The following is a 19,071-nucleotide window of genomic DNA, read 5'->3' as shown; positions in this document are numbered from 1 at the left end:
CACCTCGTTCCACCTGGCGCCGCGGGCCGTCGCCGAGGTCCGGCGCACCCGCCATGAACAAGCGATCATGGCCCGGACCCTAACGGCCGGCTCCGACAATCCGTCCCGCACCCGAACGGGCGACAGATCTGCCAGTAGCCCGTGCAGGGGGCGCATTTCGGTTGCGGTGATTCGGCGGCGTAGGCGAGACTCATCGGCAATCACGAGGTGGGGCGGAGGCGACGATGAGCACCGCTGGCAAAGGCAACGCCTATCTGGAACAGGTGGTCGCACAGCAGGCGGTGCTCGAGGACGATCTGCGGGCGCGCCGCGGCACCGCCCCCGGTGAGCCGATGGCAGTGGCGGGCCCGCTGGTCAAGCGCGAGCGGGCTCTGGGCGCGGCACCCGACAGGCCGACGCCGGGGCCGGTGGATGTCCGGATCACCGGCTTCTGGCGCTGGAAGAACGTCCTCGTCCCGCCGAACGCCTTCGTCGTGCACACCCGCCGCGGTCGCGAAAAGCCCTTGCACGTCGGATTAGGCGTCTCCTTCCGCTTCAACCCGGCCACGGACTCCTTCCTGGTGGTTCCGGGTGCCACCCAGACCATCCTGATCAACGCGTACTGCATCTGCCGCGAACTGCAGGGCGTCTTGGTGCAGGGGTACGTTCAGTGGATCATCCACACCTTCCCTGTCGCCTACCGCAAACTGGACTTCGGCGACCCCGAGGACCCGATGAGGCTGGTCAACCTCCAACTGCGCGAGCAGGCGGAGGCGGCCATCAAGGACAAGGTCGCGACGATGGGCGTTCGCGACGTGCTCAGCGACAAGCAGCCCATCATCGAGGAGCTGACCGCCCGGCTGCGCGCGGTGGCCGAGGGCGAGGCGGACAGCGACCAGGGGCTCGGCCTGCGCATCGTCACCGTCCAGATCAAGGAGGCCGTGGTCAGCTCGTCGCGGCTCTGGGAGAACCTGCAGAAGCCGTACCGAGCCGAACAGGGGCAGATCGCCCGGCTGGCCGAGCTGCAGTCCGAGGAGGCGGTCGCCCAGCGCGAGATGGCGACCGAGCGGCTCAAGGAGACCCAGCGCCTGGAGTACGAGCGGGAGCTCGCCGAGCTGCGGGCCCGCAACGAGGCGTGGCAGTTCGACACCGAGGTGGCCGAGCGGCTGCGGCGTACCCAGCGAAAGCACGACGACGCCAGGGCGGTGGCGGAGCTGGAGACCGAGACCACCCGGCACGCGCTGCGGATGGAACGCGAACGTCACGCCGAGGAGGCCGAGACCGGCCGGCTCCGGGTCGAGCGGGAGCAGGAGCTGAAGCGCCTGGAGCTCGACGGCGAGCTGGATCTGGCCCGCTCCCAGACCCGGTCCGACCACGAGCGGGCACTGCTCGACGTGGAGCGCACACGGCTGCGGGCCGACATCGACAACCAGCAGACCCCGGCCAGCCTGCAGGCCAAGCTGATCGGCCTGCTGCCCGAGATCATGGCGAAGCTTCCCAAGCCGGAGGAGTTGCGCATGGTGTCGATCAACGGGGGCGACCGCACCACTGTGTCGGGGCTGCTGTCCGAGCTCGCCATCGTGGTCGGCGTGCTGCGTTCCGCACTCGACGGTGACCGGCCGGCCTCCTGATCTCATCAGAAGACAACCGTGTTCCGGGAGGCGGGCGGGAGGTCACGACGTTCCGACGACGCCTTCTTCGGAGGGGATCGCGCTGATCACAAACCAGGCGATCCAGCTCCATCAGGACCGCGCCGCAGCCGGTCGGGCCCGTCTCGCCGTCGGCCGTCTGCTGCGCCGCTGAAGGCCGTCCACATTCGTCACGGCCTCGGAACGAAGAGGGCGTGAGAACGCGCCGGTCGACGGCTGTCCGTGGCGGAGTGGCTGGTCCGGTGCCGGAACTGGACGGGCCGTCACCGGATGAGGTCCCGGATGGGGGCGACCCGTGGGTCGTCGATGTCGGCGTGGTAGTCCTCGGCTGAGGTCTGGTCGCCACCGGGCGGTGATCCCGCCCTGCGCAACACGACGGTGACGACCACGCTGACGGCCGCGTTCAGCACGCACGCGGTCAGGGCGATGTAGCCGAGGCGGCCGTCGCCCAGGAACGGGATCTCGGCGAGCGAGCCGCCGAAGTGCTTGCCGGTCGCGGGGTTGACGATGCCGTACGCGGTGAAGGTGCCGTATGCCATGCCGGTGGCCCAGCCGGCGAGCAGCGCGGCGGGGTGGAACCAGCGCGTGTAGAGCCCGGCCACGATCGCCGGGAAGGTCTGCAGGATCCAGATGCCACCGAGAAGCTGGAAGTCGAGCGCGAACTTCCGGTCGAGGAAGAGCACGAAGGCCAGCGCGCCGAACTTGATGAGGAAGGAGGCGCCCTTGGAGACACGGAGTTCCTGCTGGGGGAGCGCGTGCGGATTGATGAACTCGCGATAGATGTTGCGGCTGACGAGGTTGGCGGCGGCGATGGACATGATCGCGGCGGGGACCAGGGCGCTGATGATGATGGTGGCCACGGCGATGCCGGTGAACCAGCTCGGGAACAGGTCCACGAAGAGTCGCGGGATCACGAGCTGGGGGTTGGGCTTGCCGTCCATGCCGACCGGCCGGATGCCGGCCGCGATCGCGAAGAAGCCGAGCAGCGAGAACAGCCCGAGCATCAGGGTGAAGACGGGCAGGAGGGCCGCGTTGCGGCGGATGACGTCGCGGCTCCTGGTCGCGAGCACGGTGGTGATCGTGTGCGGGTACATCATGAGAGCCATCGCCGAGCCGAGGCCCAGCGTGGCATACGACCAGAAGCCGGTGGCTCCCGGGATGAAGACTCCGGTGGATCGTCCCGTTGCCGGGTCGGGTGTCGCCATCTTCTCCTGGGCCGAGGCGAAGATCGACTCATAACCGCCCAGTTGCCGAGGCAGGATGATGAACGCGGTCGCCATGACGAGGAGCAGCAGACAGCCCTTCAGGACCGCGATGAGCGCGGGCGCCCGGAGCCCGCTGACATAGGTGAAGGCGGCCAGCACGGTGAAGGCGGCGGCGAGGGGCAGGTCGTTGAGCAGGGCGTTTCTGCTCCCGAGGCCGAGCACCTCGACCACCGCCTGGATGCCCACGAGCTGCAGCGCGATGTAGGGGAGGGTGGCCAGCAGACCGGTCAGGGCCACGGCCAGAGCGAGCCCCCTGCTCCGGTAGCGACCGCGGACGAAGTCCGCGGGGGTGACATAGCCGTGACGGTGGGCCACCGACCACAGACGCGGCATGATGATGAAGATCAACGGATACACGAGGATGGTGTAGGGGACGGCGAAGAAGCCGCTGACCGCACCTGAGGCGAACATCGCGGCGGGTATCGCGATGAACGTGTACGCCGTGTAGATGTTGCCGCCCAAGAGAAACCATGACGAGACGGTGCCGAAGCCCCGGTCGGCCAGTGCCCATTGGTCCAGCGCGTTGACGGTGCCCGTGATGTGCCGGCCCCGCCGGCCCTGGACCGCGGTGAACCCCATGACCGTGACGATCAGCAAGAAGATCGCGAGGATCGTGAGGGTGGTCCCGTCGAGGGTGTCTGGGTTCATCGGAGTCTTTCGCCGCGATCAGTCGTCCGGCGGGCGGCGGCGCCCGCCGGACGGATGGGGGTGGTGTGGAGGTAGGCACAGCCGGTGAGGGCGACGGACACGAATATCCAGGCGAACTGATACCAGTAGAAGAATGGGAAGCCGAACAGCGATGGCTCCGCACGCGCGTAGCCTCCGACCAGGAGCAACGCCGGAAAGGGCAGCCACATCACGGTGAGGCTCAGCTTCGCCCAGAAGCCTGAGACCCTGGGCGGGGCCGGTTTGACCTGCGGTGGCAAGGGGTCTGCCACGTCGTCTCCTCGAGTGCCGGGCACCTCCCCGCCCGCTCGGTGTTCGGCGGACGGACGGGGAGGCGCGGGCGGGATTGCCACCAGTACGGGGGGTGCTGCCAGTACGGGGGGCTGCCAGTAGGGGGTGCCGCCTCAGCAGCACCTGATGCCGGGACTCCTGTCCCGCCGCTCGGATCGCCGTCGCTCGAACTCACGCCGCGAGAGCAAGGGCGTATGCGGGTGGGAACGGTGCCGGACGAGGTAACGGTCGTACTCCCCGGTGCCGGTGAGTTCTCGCACGTACCACCGGAGGAAGCCGAGCAGCCTCATGAGGAGTCCGCGCCCGTGTTAGCGCCGACAGGCTCACGGCGCTCGGTCGCGGTGGCGAACAGCCCCGAAGGGGCGACGATGGCGGACTCGACGTAGGGGGCCTCGGCCAGCGGCAGCGGTTCGCGGGAGCGGATGGCCCGCCAGCAGACGATGGCCGCGTTGCCGATGACGATCACCACCAGGATCGCGAACAGGGCAGCCAGGACGCCGTCCACGGTGGAGTTGACGACGACCGCTCGCATCTGGTCGAGGTTCTTGGCGGGCGCCAGCACCTTGCCGGCGTCGAGCGCCTCGGCGTACTTCTCGCGCTGGGCGAAGAAGCCGATCCTGGGGTCGCTGTGGAAGACCTTCTGCCAGCTCGCGGTGAGCGTGACCGCCGCGTCCCAGGCCAGCGGCAGGCCGGTGACCCAGGCCCACCTGAGCTTGCCGGACTTGATGAGCAGCGTGGTGGCCAGCGTCAGCGCGATGGCCGCGAGGAGCTGGTTGGCGATGCCGAACAGCGGGAAGAGCTGGTTGATGCCGCCCAGCGGGTCGTTGACACCGGTGTAGAGGAAGTAGCCCCAGGCCAGCACGACCACCGCGCTGGTGCCCCACAGGCCGGGCTTCCAGCTCACCCGTCCGATCGGCTTCCACAGGTTGCCGAGGGTGTCCTGCAGCATGAAGCGGCCGACGCGGGTGCCGGCGTCGACGGTGGTCAGGATGAACAGGGCCTCGAACATGATGGCGAAGTGATACCAGAAGGCCTTGAACGCCGCGCCGCCGAAGACGCCCGCGAGGATCTCGGAGATGCCGATGGCCAGGGTGGGCGCGCCGCCGGTGCGGGCGATGACGGTGCTCTCCTCGACCGCCGCCGCCGCCGAACGCAGGTCTTCGGGGGTGATGGTGAAGCCGAGTTGGGCGACCGCGGCGGCGGCGCTCTCCGGCGTGGTGCCGAGCAGGCCGCCGGGGGAGTTCATCGCGTAGTAGAGGCCGGGGTCCAGCACGCTGGCCGCGATCAGGGCCATGATGGCGACGAAGGACTCCATCAGCATCGCGCCGTAGCCGATCAGCCGGACCTGCGACTCCTTCTGGATCATCTTGGGCGTGGTGCCGGAGGAGATGAGCGCGTGGAAGCCCGACAGGGCGCCGCAGGCGATGGTGATGAACACGAACGGGAACAACGATCCGGCGAACACCGGTCCGGTGCCGCTGAGGGCGAACTTTGTGACCGCCTCGTTCTGCAGCACCGGCGCGACGATGATCACGCCGACCGCCAGCAGCCCGATGGTGCCGATCTTCATGAACGTGGACAAGTAGTCACGCGGCGCCAGCAGCATCCACACCGGCAGCACGGAGGCGAAGAAGCCGTAGACGACCAGGCAGATGACCAGCGTCTGCGGGCTCAGCGTGAACGCCTCCGCCCAGGCCGACTGCTGCACCCAGCCGCCGGAGACGATGGCGAGCAGCAGCAGCGCGACCCCGATGACCGAGGTCTCGACGACCCGCCCCGGCCGCAGCACCCGCAGGTAGAAGCCCATGAACAGGGCGATCGGGATGGTCATGGCGATGGAGAAGGTGCCCCACGGCGAGGCGGCCAGCGCGTTGACCACCACCAGGGCCAGCACCGCGAGCAGGATGATCATGATGGAGAAGACCGCGATCAGCGCGGCGGCGCCGCCGATCGGGCCGATCTCCTCGCGCACCATCTGCCCCAGGCTCTTGCCGTCGCGGCGCATCGAGAAGAACAGCACCACCATGTCCTGTACGGCCCCCGCCAGGATCACTCCCACGATGATCCACACCGTTCCCGGCAGGTATCCCATCTGGGCGGCGAGCACCGGACCGACCAGCGGCCCGGCCCCGGCGATGGCGGCGAAGTGATGGCCGAGCAGCACGCGCCGGTCGGTCGGCTGGAAGTCCACGCCGTTGTCCAGCCGCTCGGCCGGTGTCGCCCGCCGGTCGTCGACGCCGAGCACCTTGCGGGCGATGAAGCGCGAGTAGAAGCGGTAGGCGATCGCGTAGGAGCCGAGAGCGGCACCCACCAGCCAGACCGCGGACACCTCCTCGCCCCGGGACAGTGCCAGAACCCCCCACGCGATGGCGCCGACGACGGCCACCAGCGTCCACACGATGATCGATTTGAGCGTGACACTCGAGCCGGCAGGGCCGAGTCTGGACATAGTGCTCCTCCTGAGTTCAGGGCAGGACAAAAACAGCGTGGGAGTTCGGACGAAACCCGCTCGAAGCGGATGAGCTGTACTACGGGCGACGCCGGTCGCGCGGCGGGTGATCCGCGCCGCGCCCGAGAACGAATGCGATGGCCATGAACACGACGCTCCCCGGCACCCAGATGAGCTGGTACCAGAAGAAGAATCGCATTCCAATCAGATGTGGCGCGTCATGGGGAAACCACGGCACCCACAGCAGCCCCGCCACAGGCAACGCCAGACAGATGCCGGCCACGACGCGTCGCGCCCGCCGAGCCGGCTTCACCATCACGCCCTCCGAAATGTTCACGCGTTCTTATCGCAAGAGTTGTCGGCGGGCCCGATCCGGTTGACGCGGATTTCGATGAGTTTTCGTGTCAACCAACCGTGCGAACTACGCAACACAGGAGTACTGCCGCGGGCGTAGTGGACGGTGACGCATGATCGAACCGATGAGTACGGTGACGTTTCTGGCCGTGCTCGGCGGCACCTCACTGCTCGCCGTCGCCGCGCGCTGGTTCCGGCCTGCTCCCGAACTGCCCACGCTGGAGAGCTGGGCCCTGGCCGACCGCCAGTTCGGCACCCCGACGACGTGGTTCCTGCTCGGCGGGACGATCTATACGGCCTACACCTTCGCCGCCGTCCCGGGTCTCGTGTACGGCTCGGGCGCGCTCGGGTTCTTCGCGCTGCCGTACACCGTGATCATGTGCCCGCTCGCGTTCGTGCTGTTCCCCCGGCTCTGGGCGGTGGCCCGCGAACACGGATATGTCACCGCCGCCGACTTCGTCCGCGGACACTACGGCTCACCCGCCCTCGCGCTCGTCGTCGCAGCGACCGGGGTGCTGGCGACCATGCCCTACATCGCGCTGCAATTGGTGGGCATCCGCGCGGTCCTGTCCGCCGGCGGGCTGTACCCGCAAGGGGCGCTCGGAGACCTCGCGCTGGTCGCCGTGTTCGCGGTCCTCGCCGTGGCGACCTATCGGCACGGCCTGCGCGCGCCCGCGGTCATCTCGCTGATGAAGGGCGCGGCCATCTTCTGCTCGGCCCTTGCCGTCTCTCTCCTCGTCCTCGACCGGTTCGGCGGCCCCGGCCCGATGTTCGACAGCGCGGAACGCGCCCTGTCCAGTGGGGCGACCTCCCAGGCGTCGTTGACGCTCGATCCCAGCCAGTTCCCCGTGTACGTCACCTTGGCCCTCGGGTCGGCCCTCGCCCTGCTGATGTATCCGCACGTGCTCACCGCCGCGTTCGCCGCCTCCAGCCCCGACACGCTGCGCCGCGCGGCCATCGCGCTGCCCGCCTGGACGGCGGTGCTCGGGGTGTTCGCCATGCTCGGCGTCGCGGCACTCGCCGCGGGCATCCAGACTCCGTCGGTGAGCGCCGAAGACGCCGTTCCCCTGCTCGTCAAGGACCTGATGCCGGCCGCCCTCACCGGCCTGGTCTTCGGCGCTCTCGTCGTGGGCGCGCTCGTGCCGGCGGCGATCATGTCGATCGCGGTGGCGACCTCGTTCGTCCGCAACATCTACGTCGAGTACCTCCATCCGACGGCCACGCCCAAGCACCAGACCCGGATCGCCCAGATGGTCTCGCTCAGCGCCAAGATCGGGGCCGTCGTCTTCGTGTTCGGGCTACGCGACCAGGACGCCATCAACCTGCAACTCCTGGGCGGCGTCTGGATCCTGCAGACCTTCCCCGCCGTCGCCATCGGGGCGTTCACCCGTCGCCTCCACCACCAGGCGTTGCTGGCCGGCTGGACGGCCGGCATGGCGGCGGGCACCCTCCTGGTGGTCAACAGCGGCTTCTCGTCGCTGATGCCGGTGGGGGTGGGCGGGCAAGGCGTGCAGGCCTACACGGCGGTGGTGGCTCTGGTGCTGAACCTCGCCATCGCCGTAACGCTGACCCCTTTGTTCAACCGGCTGGGCAGATCGTGTGATCCGAAACCGAGCGCACCAGTCCGCGTTCCCCCCGAAGCGGAGACGACCAGATGACCGCGACACAGCCGAATGCCCCCTTACAGACCCTCGTCGAGTCCGGCTACATCCCGGCCGAGGCGTCATTGCCGGCGGGAACGGGTGAGCCTGCCCCGCCTGGCCTGCCGGGCAGTGACCGGGAGACCGCCCTGCCCCGGCTGTTCGCGACGCACTACACAGGACTGCTCCGGCTGGCCGTTCTCCTCGGCGCCGATGACGCGGAAGACATCGTCGCCGAGGCGTTCTGCCAGTTGCACCGCCGCTGGAACCGGTTGCGCACGGTCGAAGCCGCACTGCCGTACCTGCGCTCGATGGTCTGCAACCTCACCCGCATGAGGCTGCGCCATCTCCAGGTCGTCCGCAAACACGCGGACTGGACCACAGACCTGGAACGGTCGGCGGAAAGCATCGCCCTGCTCCACGACGACCAGCAGGCGCTCATCGACGCCCTGCGGCACCTCTCGGTCCGGCAGCGCGAGGCGCTCGTCCTGCGCTACTGGCTGGGCCTGCGCGAAAGCGACATCGCCGCGGCCATGGGCATCTCCTGCGGCGCGGTCAAGGCACACACCAGCCGGGGCATGGCCACCCTCACCAAGATCATGCAGGAGCGACGATGACGACCGGCCCGGCCAACACCGAAGAGCAGCTACGCGAAGTCCTCGACAAACTCGCCAACAGTGTCCAGGCGGCCCCGGACGCCTACCGCCGGGTCCAGGGCGAATGGCGGCGTCGCGAACGCAGGCGACGGATCACCCTGGTCATCCTGCTGGCCCTCATCATCGCCCTCGCCGACATCGCGGGGCTGTGGGCGCTCAATCAGTATCGCGGCCAGCAACACAACGTCTTCAACGTCCCGGTCCCGAGCCAGTCGCACTCACCAGCTTCGCCGGGTTGAGCACCAGGTTCAACTCGGTGATCCGGCCACCGGTGACCTCGATGCCGACCACGCCGATCACCTTCGTGTTCAGCCTCAGCACGACACCGTCGCCGCCGGCCAGCCGTACCGGCCGGACATCCACGCCGGCGTAGCGGCGAGCGAGCCCGGACAGCAGCGTCACGACCCGTTCCCGGCCGCGCACCGGCACGCGCGCCGCGTGAACCGCTCCGCCGCCGTCGGAGCGGAGCACGACCTGGGGATCGAGCAGGTTGACCAGGTCCGCGAGGTCACCGTCCGAGGCGGCCTGGAGGAAGGTGGCGGTGACCCGCCGGTGTTCCTCGGCGGAGACCGGCACCCGGGGTGGCGCCTCGGCGCGGACCCGCCGGCGCGCCCGTGACGCGAGTTGCCGGCAGGCCTGCGGGGTGCGGCCGACCACGGTCGCGAGCCGGTCGAAGTCCATGCCGAACACGTCGTGCAACACGAACGCGACCCGTTCGGCGGGCGTGAGACTCTCCAGCACCAGGAGAACGGCCGTGCGCACCGACTCCCGTAGCGCGGTCACCTCGCCCAGGTCCGAGTCGTCGTAGGCGACCAGTGGTTCGGGCAGCCAGGTGCCGACGTAGGTCTCGCGGCGGGCACGGGCCGAGCCCAGCATGTCGAGGCAGATCCGGGACGTCACCGTCGTGAGCCACGCCAGCGGGTGCTCCAGGTCCGCGGGCGCGGAGGTGCGCAGGCGTACGAACGCCTCCTGCACGGCGTCCTCGGCATCCGCGGCGCTGCCCAGCAGGCGGTAGGCGACGGCGAACAGGTAGCGGTGATGCCGGCCCCAATCGTCCATGTCACATGATTCTCGTGTACGTCGTCATCAGGTCATGCAAAGAATCACCGTTGTCGGCGGCGGGTTCGCCGGGCTGGTCGCCGCCATTTCCTGCGCCGAGGCCGGCACACAGGTCCGGCTCCTGGAGGCGCACCGCACACTCGGCGGGCGAGCCCGCGCCACCACACCGCCGTACGTGGCCCACGACGGCCCCCATGTGCTCTACTGCGACGGACCCTGGTGGCGATGGCTCGCCGAGCGCGATCTGCTCGGCCCGCACTCCGGAGTACCTCTCCACGGCCTGGCCGGATTCCGGTTCCGCCACGGTGACCGGCTGCGCCGTACCCCGCCGCCCGCGCTGCTGAAGGTGCTGGCGCATCGCCGTCGGCGCGCACCGGTCGACATCGACTTCCATACCTGGATCCGCGGCCACCACGGCGAGCAGGCCGCTTCGGCCGCGTCGAACCTCATGGGCGTGGCGACCTTCTCCGCGGAGCCGGGCCGGCTCTCGGCCGCGTTCGTCTGGGAGCGGCTGTTGCGCGTGTTCGCGCCAAGGCCGCCCGCCCGTTATCTCACGGGCGGCTGGAACGGCCTCATCGACCGGATCGCCGGCCACGCCCGCGCCCTCGGCGTCAGCATCGAGACCGATGCGCGCGTGACCGACCTACCCACGCCACCGGTCATCGTCGCCACCTCACTGGACGCCGCCGGCCGCCTGCTCGGCGCGGAGCCGCCCCGCGTGGAAAGCGGCCGGACACTCCTGCTGGACCTCGCCGTACGCGCCGATCGCCGCGACGCCTTCGTCGTGTCCGACCTGGACGCGGCCGGCTGGCTGGAGCGCTACACCCTGCCCGACCCGAGCCTCGCCCCGCCGGGCGAATCACTGATCCAAGCCCAGCTGCCCCTGCGGGAAACAGAGGGCAAGGCCGACGCGCTGGTCCGGCTGGAAGAGTTGATCGACCTGGCGCTGCCCGGCTGGCGCGAGCGGACCACCTGGCGGCGCCACAGCATCGCCAACCGCCGCACCGGCGCGCTGGACCTGCCCGGCCAGACCTGGCGCGACCGGCCGGCCGTCGAACGCGGCGACGGCGTGTTCCTCGCCGGTGACATGGTCGCCGCGCCGGGCCTGCTCAGCGAGGTGTCCTTCCACAGCGCCATCGCCGCCGCCCGCGGAGCCCTCCGGGGAGCCCGCCTACCGCAGCGGTGATGGCGCGGACACTGTTCTCCCGGCCCGGCGTGGGCCTGCTCGCCGTCTCGGCGTCTCGGCGGGGCGGCCCGGGCTGACCCGCGGGGTCAGTAAGAGGGCACCGATGGCATCGCCGCGCAAGCGGCGGCGATCGTCACAACGGCGGCGATGATGATGGTCACGAGGTATATTCTGTGCAAACGCTCACCCGCAGGGTAGCAGGCCTTTATCACGTAGTAGCTGGTCACCAGGGCTATGAAGAGCAGCACTTTGCGCAACACCCACTTCTGGTTGCGGTACGTCCACTCTTCGCGTTCCAGGTCGTTGTCGACCTGTGTTTTCAGCATCGTGTTCAGGCGGTTGAAGTCCTTCTCGTAGGTCTTCAGCGTCTCCTGGTGATTGTGGGCGGCTTTTCCTTCCCACTTTCCGGCGAGACCACCGTATGCGTCCTGAACTCGGGAACGGGTCCGCTCGCTCTGGTCCATGGCCTGGGCCAGCAGGGCGGCGGCCTGACGGAAGTGGTGGGGGTCGCGGACGGTGGCTTTGACCATGTCTGTCAGCAGGCGGGCAACACCGCCGAGTCCGACGAGAGCGCAAAGCCTCTCCAGCTTTCCGCACTGCTCGAAGATGGCGTCACGGATCGTTCCCGTGTGACCGTACTGCGGAGGGGCGGCAGGCGCGGTCCCGGCCGGTGGAATGTCCCCCCCTCTCGGGTCGACGAGAGAACCGGGCTTGTGGACATCCGGCGCCGTCCGGCCGATCACGGCCATGGCGTCCACATTCGCCTGCCCGTACGAGTTCATCGTCGTGGCCATGCCATCGGCGTGGGAGCCGACGGCGTCTCCCAGGCTGCTCACCTCTTGCAGCATCTTGTCGACCGCCGCCTGCCGCCGGATGTTCCAGGTCGCCGCTATGGGGATGTCGGGCCACGCGTGATGCGGGACGTCGGCCGCCGTGATCGTCTGACGTAGATCCGGTAGGTCGGCGGTGATGCTCCTCAAGACGTCGCGGAAATGATGCAGGCCCGAGGCCTGCACCGCGAACCCGTCCATCGTCCGGTCCTCGATGGCCGATCACACTCCTCCGTCGTGGTGAACGATCTTAGCCAGCGCCTCCGGTCGGGAAAGGGTCCTGGAGCGGCCCGCTTCGGCCGGGTAACGGTCGTTCATGTCCGCTCCGATACGACAGTCACGGCTCGCGATCGTGGGCATGGAGCCATGACAACCGTCCGCGGACCAGAAGCCCTCTCACCGAATGGCGCTCGCATCCCACCGGCGATGCTGGAAGTGCCGCACGCAAAGTGAGCTACCCCGAATGTCGCGGCGGCCCTGAAATCAACATGATCCTATCCAAAAGATCGCCAAGAAAAAGGGAGAAGTCGCCACGATGGCCGCACCTCGCAACCGACCTGGGCCGCCGATCACCGAGCGGCCGGACCATGGTCAGCCGATGCGGAGCGGGAGCGTGCGCGGGCCGCGGACCTGGCCCGTGGCCCAGGTCACCGCCGCCGGGTCGTCGAGGCCGAACCGCGGGATCCGCTCCAGCCAGACTTCGAGCGCGACTCGCAGCTCCATGCGGGCCAGGTGCGAACCCACGCAGCGGTGGATGCCCAGGCCGAACGCGACGTGCCGGTTGACCTCGCGGTCGATGACGACCTCGCCGGCCTGGTCGAACTGGGCCGGGTCGCGGTTGGCCGCCGGGAACGACAGCAGGATCCAGTCGTCGGCCTTCATGTCGACGCCGTTCCAGCGCATGTCCTCCTTGACCAGCCGTGCCATCGTGACGGGCGCGTAGGCCCGGAGGAGTTCCTCCATCGCGGTCGGCAGCAGGGCGGGCTCGGCGACCAGGCGCTCGCGGTCGGCCGGGGTCTTGGCCAGATGCCACAGCGACGCGCCGATCGCGCTCCAGGTGGTGTCGATGCCGGCGATGAGCAGCAGCGCCATCGTGCCCGCCACGTGCGACGAGTCCAGCTTCTGGCCGTACAGCTCGGCGTTGGCGAGGTACGTCGTGAGGTCGTCGCGCGGGTTGTCGACGTGGTCGCGGATCTGCGCGATCAGGTAGTCGAACAGCTTCTCCATCCGGGGGATGCGCTCCTCGGGAGGCAGGTTGACGCCCTCCAGCGCGTTCTCGACGAACTCACGGAACTGCGGGCCGTCCTCGGGCGGGAAACCCAGCATGTCGGCGATGACCCGCATCGGGATGTGCTGGGCGTAGTCACGGGCGGCGTCGACGACATCCTGCCCCTCCAGCTCGTCGATGAGCGAGTGGCAGAACGCCCGCGTCGCCTGCTCCTGCTTGGCGACCGCGGTCTTGGTGAACGCCGGCAGCAGCAGCTTGCGCGCGTCGTGGTGGAAGGGCGGATCGGAGGAGATCGGCGGCACGGCGCCGACCGGCGCCAGCTCGCGCGGCGGCCGGACGTTGCTCACGATGATCGACCGGGAGGAGAAACGCTCGGTGTCGTAGGCGATCGCCGCCACGTCCTCGAAGCGGGTCGGCAGCCACGCGCCGCCGAACCGCTCGGTGTGCGCGATCGGGCAGCGCTGCCGCAGATCGTCCTGGATGGGGTACGGGTCGGCCGCCCACTCCGGCTCGGCGTGGGAGAAGTCGGTCGTCCAGTCCGAGACCGGTCCGGTGATGATCTCGTTCCTCATGCCGACGGGCCGGTCTCGCAGACTCTCCTCATAGCTTTGCCGGTCGAAGCGGTCATCGACGGTCATGTCGCGTCTCCTAGAGGATCTCTATCGCTCTTTCTGGACAGTTCGACAGCGCCAGGCGCGCCGGTTGCTCCTCGCCCGGCGGCACGACGCCGTCGCCGACGACCTGCCCGTAACCCTCGTCGTCCTCGCTGAACAGACCGGGGGCGAGGTCGTAGCAACGACCGTGTCCCTGGCATCGCTCGGGGTTGATCTTCACTTTCACGGCGGCGCTCCCCTCTGTGCTGTGGTGTCGGCAGGGGCCAAGGCGGCGACGACGCGAGTGAGCAACGCCGTCCACTCCTCGTCGTCGACCGCGTGCAGGTCGGGTGTGACGATCGCGCTGCCCATCGCGAGCAGCAGGCAGAAATGCGACAGCGCGTCCGGCGACAGCGCGTCATCCAGCTCGCCGTCGTTCTGAGCGGCCCGGACGAGCCCGGCGAGCCAGCCGGCGCGTTCGCCGACGTAGTCACGCATCGGCCGGGCGACGTCCTCGTCGCGGCGGGCCGCCACGAGCGCCTCGACGACGAGGTAGCCGCGCGCGTCACGCCGGCGCGACAGCCCGCTGCCGACGACGACCAGCAGATCCGCGATCGACTGGTCCGGGTCGGCGGCGAACAGCTTGGCCAGCAGCAGCGGCCCGTGCGCGTCCAGCGCGGCCACCAGCAACTCGGCCTTCGAGCCGAAGTGCGCGTACAGCGCTCCGTTGCTCACCCCCGCGGCCGCGGCGATGTCGGCCACGCGCGTGCCGTCGTACCCGCGCCGGGCGAAGACCTCCGCTGCCGCCCGGAGCAGCCGCTCGCGGGTCTCGGCGGCGGTGACGCCTGCGATTCGCCCCATAAGCGAATTAAATGGTTGTTCATTTGATTCGTCAAGAGTGGTGGTAAGTGTCCAGCGGTCTGACGGCCTCGCAGATGGAAGTGCGTCACGCCAGATGGAAGCGGACATGGCGGCGCGACATCGGGGTTGGTAGTAGGGGCGGCGTACGGCAGGAGGTTCGGCCCGGAAATGACGGCGGTCTGGCCCCGGCGGCTGGCGTTGGTGGTGGCACCGGCGTACAGCGAGTCGCTCGCGTCGTGGGTCGGATGGCCCTGCGGATCGGATGCACGCCGTGGCGACGCAGGGATGCGATATCTCCGCGTCCAACTGCCCCGTGCGCTTCATGGAGGAGCACAGAGATCTTGGGACGTGTCTGAACGGTCGCCGATCGCGCCGACCACCTACGACGAAATTGTCGTGGTTGATCTGGTCTCGATGGGGTCGGCAATATGGGCAGGGGCCTCCACTCGTGAGGCCGCCTGTCCGTCGCGTCACGCCATCATTGTCAGACAGAGGTGCCGGTGCCGAGTATTCGCCCGCTCTATCAAGGAGAGCCCGAGCAGATCGGCGGCTTCCGCCTGGTCGGTGCGCTGGGGGAAGGTGGCCAAGGCGTCGTCTATCTCGGGGAGTCGCCTTCCGGCGAGCAGGTGGCCGTCAAGGTTCTTCATCCCACCCGCGACGCTACCGTGCACAGGCGCTTCCTCAGGGAGGCTGAGATCGCCCGCCGCGTCGCTCCCTTCTGCACGGCCCGGGTCCTGGACATCGGGGTGGCCAGCGATCGGCCTTTCATCGTCAGTGAATATATTTCCGGGATCTCCCTCCATGACCTCGTCGTGAGCGACGGTCCCCGGCGGGGCAGCGGGTTGGAACGCCTGGCGGTCATCACGTTGACCGCGTTGGAGGCGATCCATCGAGCCGGGATCGTGCACCGCGACTTCAAACCGGGCAACGTGATGCTCGGTCCCGAAGGACCCGTGGTGATCGACTTCGGCATCGCGAAGACAGACGATCACCACACGACCCGGTCAGGAGCGATCGGAACCCCCGCCTACATGGCACCGGAGCACATCGAGCACAACACCGTCAGTCCTGCCTCCGACATCTTCAGCTGGGGCTGCGCGATGGTGTTCGCCGCGACCGGCAGGCTGGCCTTTCCTGGCACCACGGTGCCTGCCATGATCAACGCGATCCTCACTCGTGAGCCCGACCTTTCCGGGGTGCCCGGCAACCTTTCACCGCTGCTCTCCGCCTGTCTCAGCAAAGACCCCGCGGCACGACCGACCACAGCCGACGCTCTGGCGCGTCTGACTGGCCGTCATCCCGCACCACCGACAAAGGCACTGACGCGGGCACCGTCCACCCTCCCCGATCCCTCGGTGACGCGAGCAGCGTCCACCGTGCCCGATTCGTCCCTGACGGCTCAGGCAGCAACCGCTCTGCCGGACCGGTCACTGACCGGGCATGCGGATGCCGTCAACACGGTGGCACTAGGAGAGCTGCATGGAAGGGTGATAGCGGTATCCGGCAGTTCGGACGGCACGTTACGCGTATGGGATCTCGCGACCGGCACACAGGTCGGAAAGCCCTTCGTGGGCCACAAGAACTCGGTAGAGGCGGTGGCGATCGGCGAACTCGGCGACGGAACGCCAATAGTGGTCTCGGGCGGCTTCGACGGGACCGCGCGGGTGTGGGACCTGGCCACCGGCGCACTGATAAGCAAGCCGTTCACCGGCCACACCAGCTTTGTCTGGGACGTGGCCATAGGCGCACTCGGCAACAGGATCGTTGGCCTGTCGACGGGAGCGGACATGACGCTTCGCCTGTGGGATCCCCAGACCGGCGCGCAGATCGGTGAACCACTCGTCGGTCACACCGGTCCGGTGAACGCGGTGACCGTCGGGCGGCTCGATGACAAGGTCGTGGCGCTTTCCGGCGGCGCGGACAACCACGTACGCATCTGGGACCTGATGACGGGCCGGCCGGTCGGCTGGCCGTTGCCCGGCCATACCAAGGCCGTCAGATCGGTGGCGTTCGGCCACGTGGGCGACAGGGCCGTTCTGCTGTCCGGCAGCGCGGACGGTACGGTCCGGGTCTGGGATCCGGCCCAGTCAGGACTGATCGGATCTTTGGTAGGGCATGCCAAGGGCGTGACCTCTGTCACCACCGGCACGCTGGGGGAGAAGGACATCGCGGTCACGGGCAGCGAGGACAACACGATCGGAGTGTGGGACCTCGCCACCGGCCTACCACTGGGCAGGCCACTCACCGGTCACACTGGCGCTGTCTGTGACGTGGCGCTCCACCAGGTGGATGGGAGAGCCGTTGTGCTGTCGGCAAGCAGAGACGGCACGGTCTGGGTGCGCAACCTGCTCCTCCCATAGGCGGACAGTTCGTCTGCCCAAATATCCGTCCATGCAGCTCAAGCGGGCATGTAAGTACTCGTGGAGGACTACGCCGAGGTTAGTCTCGTCGGCGTACGTCGAAGTTGGCCAGTCCGGCTCGGCCGGTAATCTGTTTTGATCACCCGTTGCCACCGTGCTCACCCTGCACACCGCCATCCGCCTGCCGGCAGCGCTCACCGACCTGCTGCGGGCCTGCCTGCTCCCCGCCCACGTGGTACGCGACCTGCGGGCAACGCATCTCCGCCGAGTCTGGTCAAAGGCACGAGCCGGCAACTCGCCTACTGGCGCAGTGTGAGCTGACGTCCAGCCTGAGGCTTCTCGACCGCAGCCCGCCACTGACGGCCGGTCGAGGGGCCCGGCTGGCGCACCGACGATCTCATGCCGGAGGCGATCGCGGCGAACTGGGACGCGGTCATGGCCAAGCAGCCTACGTGCTGACGGCCGCCGACTCGATGCGGGCGATGCTCTAGCTACCGCCGTTATCCGCCGCCCCGCACTCCACGTCAGCGGCGGGGAGCCGCCCATCCAGCAGGTACGCGTCCACCGCCTCGTTGACGCAGCGCACACCGCTCCGGTAGGCGGTGTGCCCGTAGCCGTGCAGCGTGACCAGCACCGAGTCGGTCAACGTGGACCTGAGCTCCCTCACCCCTTCATAGGGGACGACGGGATCGCCGTCCACGCCGACCACCATGATGGGCGGCACTATCGTGGGGCCGTCGAACAGACGGCTCGGCAGAGCCGTTCCCGAGACCGGGTCCCAGCCCTGGCAGTACAGCGCGTCCCACACGGTCGACGCGCCGGTGACAGGCGCCGTGCGGTGCGCGATTTCGGCCTGCCGCGCGACTTCGTCGGGGTCGGGTCGGGTCGGGTCGTCGGCGCAGTGGATCGCGGCGTTGGCATCACCGGAGAAGGACTCGTCCTCGTTGAAGATCGTGGCCGCGGCGTAGAGCGGCGAGCCGTCGTCTTTGAGTCCCTTGGCCAGCGCCGTGCGGAGTTCTGACCAGTCGTCGCGCAACAACTGCTCGATGCCCTCGACGGCCGCGGAGTCGTCGAGCCTGCCGTCGGAGACGTCGAGGGGGCGGGAGTCGAGCCCCGCCACGAACGCCCTGAGCCGTTCGAGCCCGGCGTCCACCTCCTGCCCCAATGGACAGTCCGGTCGTCCGGCGCAATCCTCGACGAAGGCCCTGATCGACTCGTCGGAAGCGGCGTTGCCGTCGTAGAGGAATTCCGCGTAGATGGTGGCCGGAGCGTCCAGGACCATGCGTCCGACCTTGTCGGGGTACAGCTCGGCGTAGGCGGCGCCGAGGCCGCCGCCGTAGGAGAAGCCGAGGAAGTTGAGCTTGGACTCGCCCAGCGCGGATCGCAGGATGTCCAGGTCGCGGGCGGTCGCCTTGGTGTTCAGATGCGGCAGCAACCAGCCCGCCTGGCGCCGGCACGCGTCGGCGTACTCGTTCCTGGCCTTGACCAGGGCCTCGATCTCTCGTGGTGTTTCCGGTGTCCGGTCCACCCGCAGGTGAGGGAGGGGCTCGTCGGCGGGGCGACAGTTCAGCGGGCTGCTTGCGCCGACGCCGCGCGGGTCGAAGGCGACGATGTCATAGCGGGCGCGCAGCCCGTTCAAGGGCTCCGGGTTCGAGATGAACGACGTGACGCCCGCGACGCCGGGACCGCCGTAGTTGACCACGAGCGAGCCGAGCCGCTGCTCCGGATGGCGGGCGGGCAGCCGGGCGAGCGCAAGGTCGATCGTGCGCTCCTCGGGAGCGCCGTGGTCGAGTGGGACCTTGATGCGGGCGCACTGCACGTCGAGGCTGCCGGGGCAGCGTTCCCAGACGGGACGCTGGGTGCGCAGGGCCGCGTCCGACTGTGCGGTAAGCGCGCTGTAGCCCCACCAGGCCGACACGCCGATGAGGATCGCGGCCACGGGGAGGACGCGGAGGACGCGACGGATCAAAGGTGGCTCCACAGGGCCGCGATAGCTGTGCCTAAT

General features: G+C 68.9%; 17 protein-coding genes. 6 read left to right on the top strand and 11 right to left on the bottom strand.

Annotated elements, in window-relative coordinates; translation table 11 throughout:
- The first annotated feature begins 224 nt into the window (after nt 1–224).
- Nucleotides 225–1,610 (top strand): SPFH domain-containing protein, encoded by a 1,386-nt coding sequence (locus tag AB0C16_RS06535; protein ID WP_357679584.1) that lies wholly within the window; start codon nt 225–227, stop codon nt 1,608–1,610.
- Between the two features lie 281 nt (nt 1,611–1,891).
- On the opposite strand, the gene mctP is transcribed toward AB0C16_RS06535, so the two are convergent.
- From mctP to AB0C16_RS06510, 5 genes are all read right to left on the bottom strand, one after another.
- Complete coding sequence (gene mctP / locus AB0C16_RS06530) at nt 1,892–3,541, bottom strand: monocarboxylate uptake permease MctP (RefSeq protein WP_357679582.1); 1,650 nt, start codon at nt 3,539–3,541, stop codon at nt 1,892–1,894.
- Nucleotides 3,538–3,831 (bottom strand): DUF3311 domain-containing protein, encoded by a 294-nt coding sequence (locus tag AB0C16_RS06525; RefSeq protein ID WP_357679579.1) that lies wholly within the window; start codon nt 3,829–3,831, stop codon nt 3,538–3,540. The genes mctP and AB0C16_RS06525 overlap by 4 nt, the downstream gene beginning before the upstream one ends.
- Before the next feature lie 132 nt (nt 3,832–3,963).
- Entirely contained in the window at nt 3,964–4,140 is a 177-nt protein-coding gene (locus AB0C16_RS06520) for a CstA-like transporter-associated (seleno)protein (protein ID WP_357679577.1), read from the bottom strand.
- Nucleotides 4,137–6,299: a carbon starvation CstA family protein gene (locus AB0C16_RS06515; RefSeq protein WP_357679575.1), complete on the bottom strand. Its 2,163-nt coding sequence runs from the start codon at nt 6,297–6,299 to the stop codon at nt 4,137–4,139. Before AB0C16_RS06515 ends, AB0C16_RS06520 begins: the two co-directional genes overlap by 4 nt.
- Before the next feature lie 79 nt (nt 6,300–6,378).
- A complete protein-coding gene (locus tag AB0C16_RS06510; RefSeq protein WP_357679572.1) occupies nt 6,379–6,636 on the bottom strand; it encodes a DUF3311 domain-containing protein in 258 nt (85 codons plus the stop codon).
- Nucleotides 6,637–6,778: 142 nt separating this feature from the next.
- Between AB0C16_RS06510 and AB0C16_RS06505 the strand changes: the two genes are divergently transcribed.
- From AB0C16_RS06505 to AB0C16_RS06495, 3 genes are read left to right on the top strand one after another with little or no spacing between them, the layout of a single operon-like run.
- A complete protein-coding gene (locus AB0C16_RS06505; protein ID WP_357679570.1) occupies nt 6,779–8,311 on the top strand; it encodes a sodium:solute symporter in 1,533 nt (510 codons plus the stop codon).
- Nucleotides 8,308–8,910 (top strand): SigE family RNA polymerase sigma factor, encoded by a 603-nt coding sequence (locus AB0C16_RS06500; RefSeq protein ID WP_357679568.1) that lies wholly within the window; start codon nt 8,308–8,310, stop codon nt 8,908–8,910. The genes AB0C16_RS06505 and AB0C16_RS06500 overlap by 4 nt, the downstream gene beginning before the upstream one ends.
- The gene (locus tag AB0C16_RS06495) at nt 8,907–9,188 is read left to right on the top strand and encodes a hypothetical protein (RefSeq protein WP_357679566.1); all 282 of its coding nucleotides are present in this window, start codon (nt 8,907–8,909) and stop codon (nt 9,186–9,188) included. Before AB0C16_RS06500 ends, AB0C16_RS06495 begins: the two co-directional genes overlap by 4 nt.
- Here the strand turns inward: AB0C16_RS06495 and sigJ are convergent.
- Nucleotides 9,139–10,008 carry an RNA polymerase sigma factor SigJ gene (gene sigJ, locus AB0C16_RS06490; protein WP_357679564.1) on the bottom strand — a complete coding sequence of 290 codons (870 nt, stop codon included), beginning with the start codon at nt 10,006–10,008 and terminating at the stop codon, nt 9,139–9,141. The genes AB0C16_RS06495 and sigJ overlap by 50 nt on opposite strands.
- Before the next feature lie 34 nt (nt 10,009–10,042).
- On the opposite strand from sigJ, the gene AB0C16_RS06485 reads away from it, so the two are divergent.
- Nucleotides 10,043–11,194, top strand: coding sequence for an FAD-dependent oxidoreductase (locus AB0C16_RS06485; protein WP_357679562.1), 1,152 nt, complete (start codon nt 10,043–10,045; stop codon nt 11,192–11,194).
- A gap of 86 nt (nt 11,195–11,280) precedes the next feature.
- Here AB0C16_RS06485 and AB0C16_RS06480 read toward each other — a convergent pair whose 3' ends face one another.
- The 4 genes from AB0C16_RS06480 to AB0C16_RS06465 form a co-directional block, all read right to left on the bottom strand.
- Nucleotides 11,281–12,225, bottom strand: a complete 945-nt coding sequence (locus AB0C16_RS06480) for a WXG100 family type VII secretion target (RefSeq protein ID WP_357679560.1) — start codon at nt 12,223–12,225, stop codon at nt 11,281–11,283.
- 390 nt (nt 12,226–12,615) lie between these two features.
- Entirely contained in the window at nt 12,616–13,890 is a 1,275-nt protein-coding gene (locus AB0C16_RS06475; RefSeq protein ID WP_357679558.1) for a cytochrome P450, read from the bottom strand.
- Nucleotides 13,891–13,900: 10 nt separating this feature from the next.
- Nucleotides 13,901–14,092: a ferredoxin gene (locus AB0C16_RS06470; protein ID WP_357679556.1), complete on the bottom strand. Its 192-nt coding sequence runs from the start codon at nt 14,090–14,092 to the stop codon at nt 13,901–13,903.
- Nucleotides 14,089–14,706 carry a helix-turn-helix domain-containing protein gene (locus AB0C16_RS06465; RefSeq protein WP_357679555.1) on the bottom strand — a complete coding sequence of 206 codons (618 nt, stop codon included), beginning with the start codon at nt 14,704–14,706 and terminating at the stop codon, nt 14,089–14,091. Before AB0C16_RS06465 ends, AB0C16_RS06470 begins: the two co-directional genes overlap by 4 nt.
- 494 nt (nt 14,707–15,200) lie before the next feature.
- Between AB0C16_RS06465 and AB0C16_RS06460 the strand changes: the two genes are divergently transcribed.
- On the top strand, nt 15,201–17,066 hold the full coding sequence (locus AB0C16_RS06460; RefSeq protein ID WP_357679552.1) for a serine/threonine-protein kinase: 1,866 nt from the start codon (nt 15,201–15,203) through the stop codon (nt 17,064–17,066).
- A gap of 487 nt (nt 17,067–17,553) precedes the next feature.
- On the opposite strand, the gene AB0C16_RS06455 is transcribed toward AB0C16_RS06460, so the two are convergent.
- Complete coding sequence (locus AB0C16_RS06455) at nt 17,554–19,035, bottom strand: alpha/beta hydrolase (protein WP_357679550.1); 1,482 nt, start codon at nt 19,033–19,035, stop codon at nt 17,554–17,556.
- Nucleotides 19,036–19,071: the final 36 nt, after the last annotated feature.

It is taken from the genome of Nonomuraea sp. NPDC048916 (genome assembly GCF_040649575.1).
In the GTDB taxonomy this organism is placed as follows: Bacteria; Actinomycetota; Actinomycetes; order Streptosporangiales; family Streptosporangiaceae; genus Nonomuraea.
Note: the sequence above shows the minus strand (reverse complement) of the source record. Positions and strands in the feature narration are given on the sequence as shown.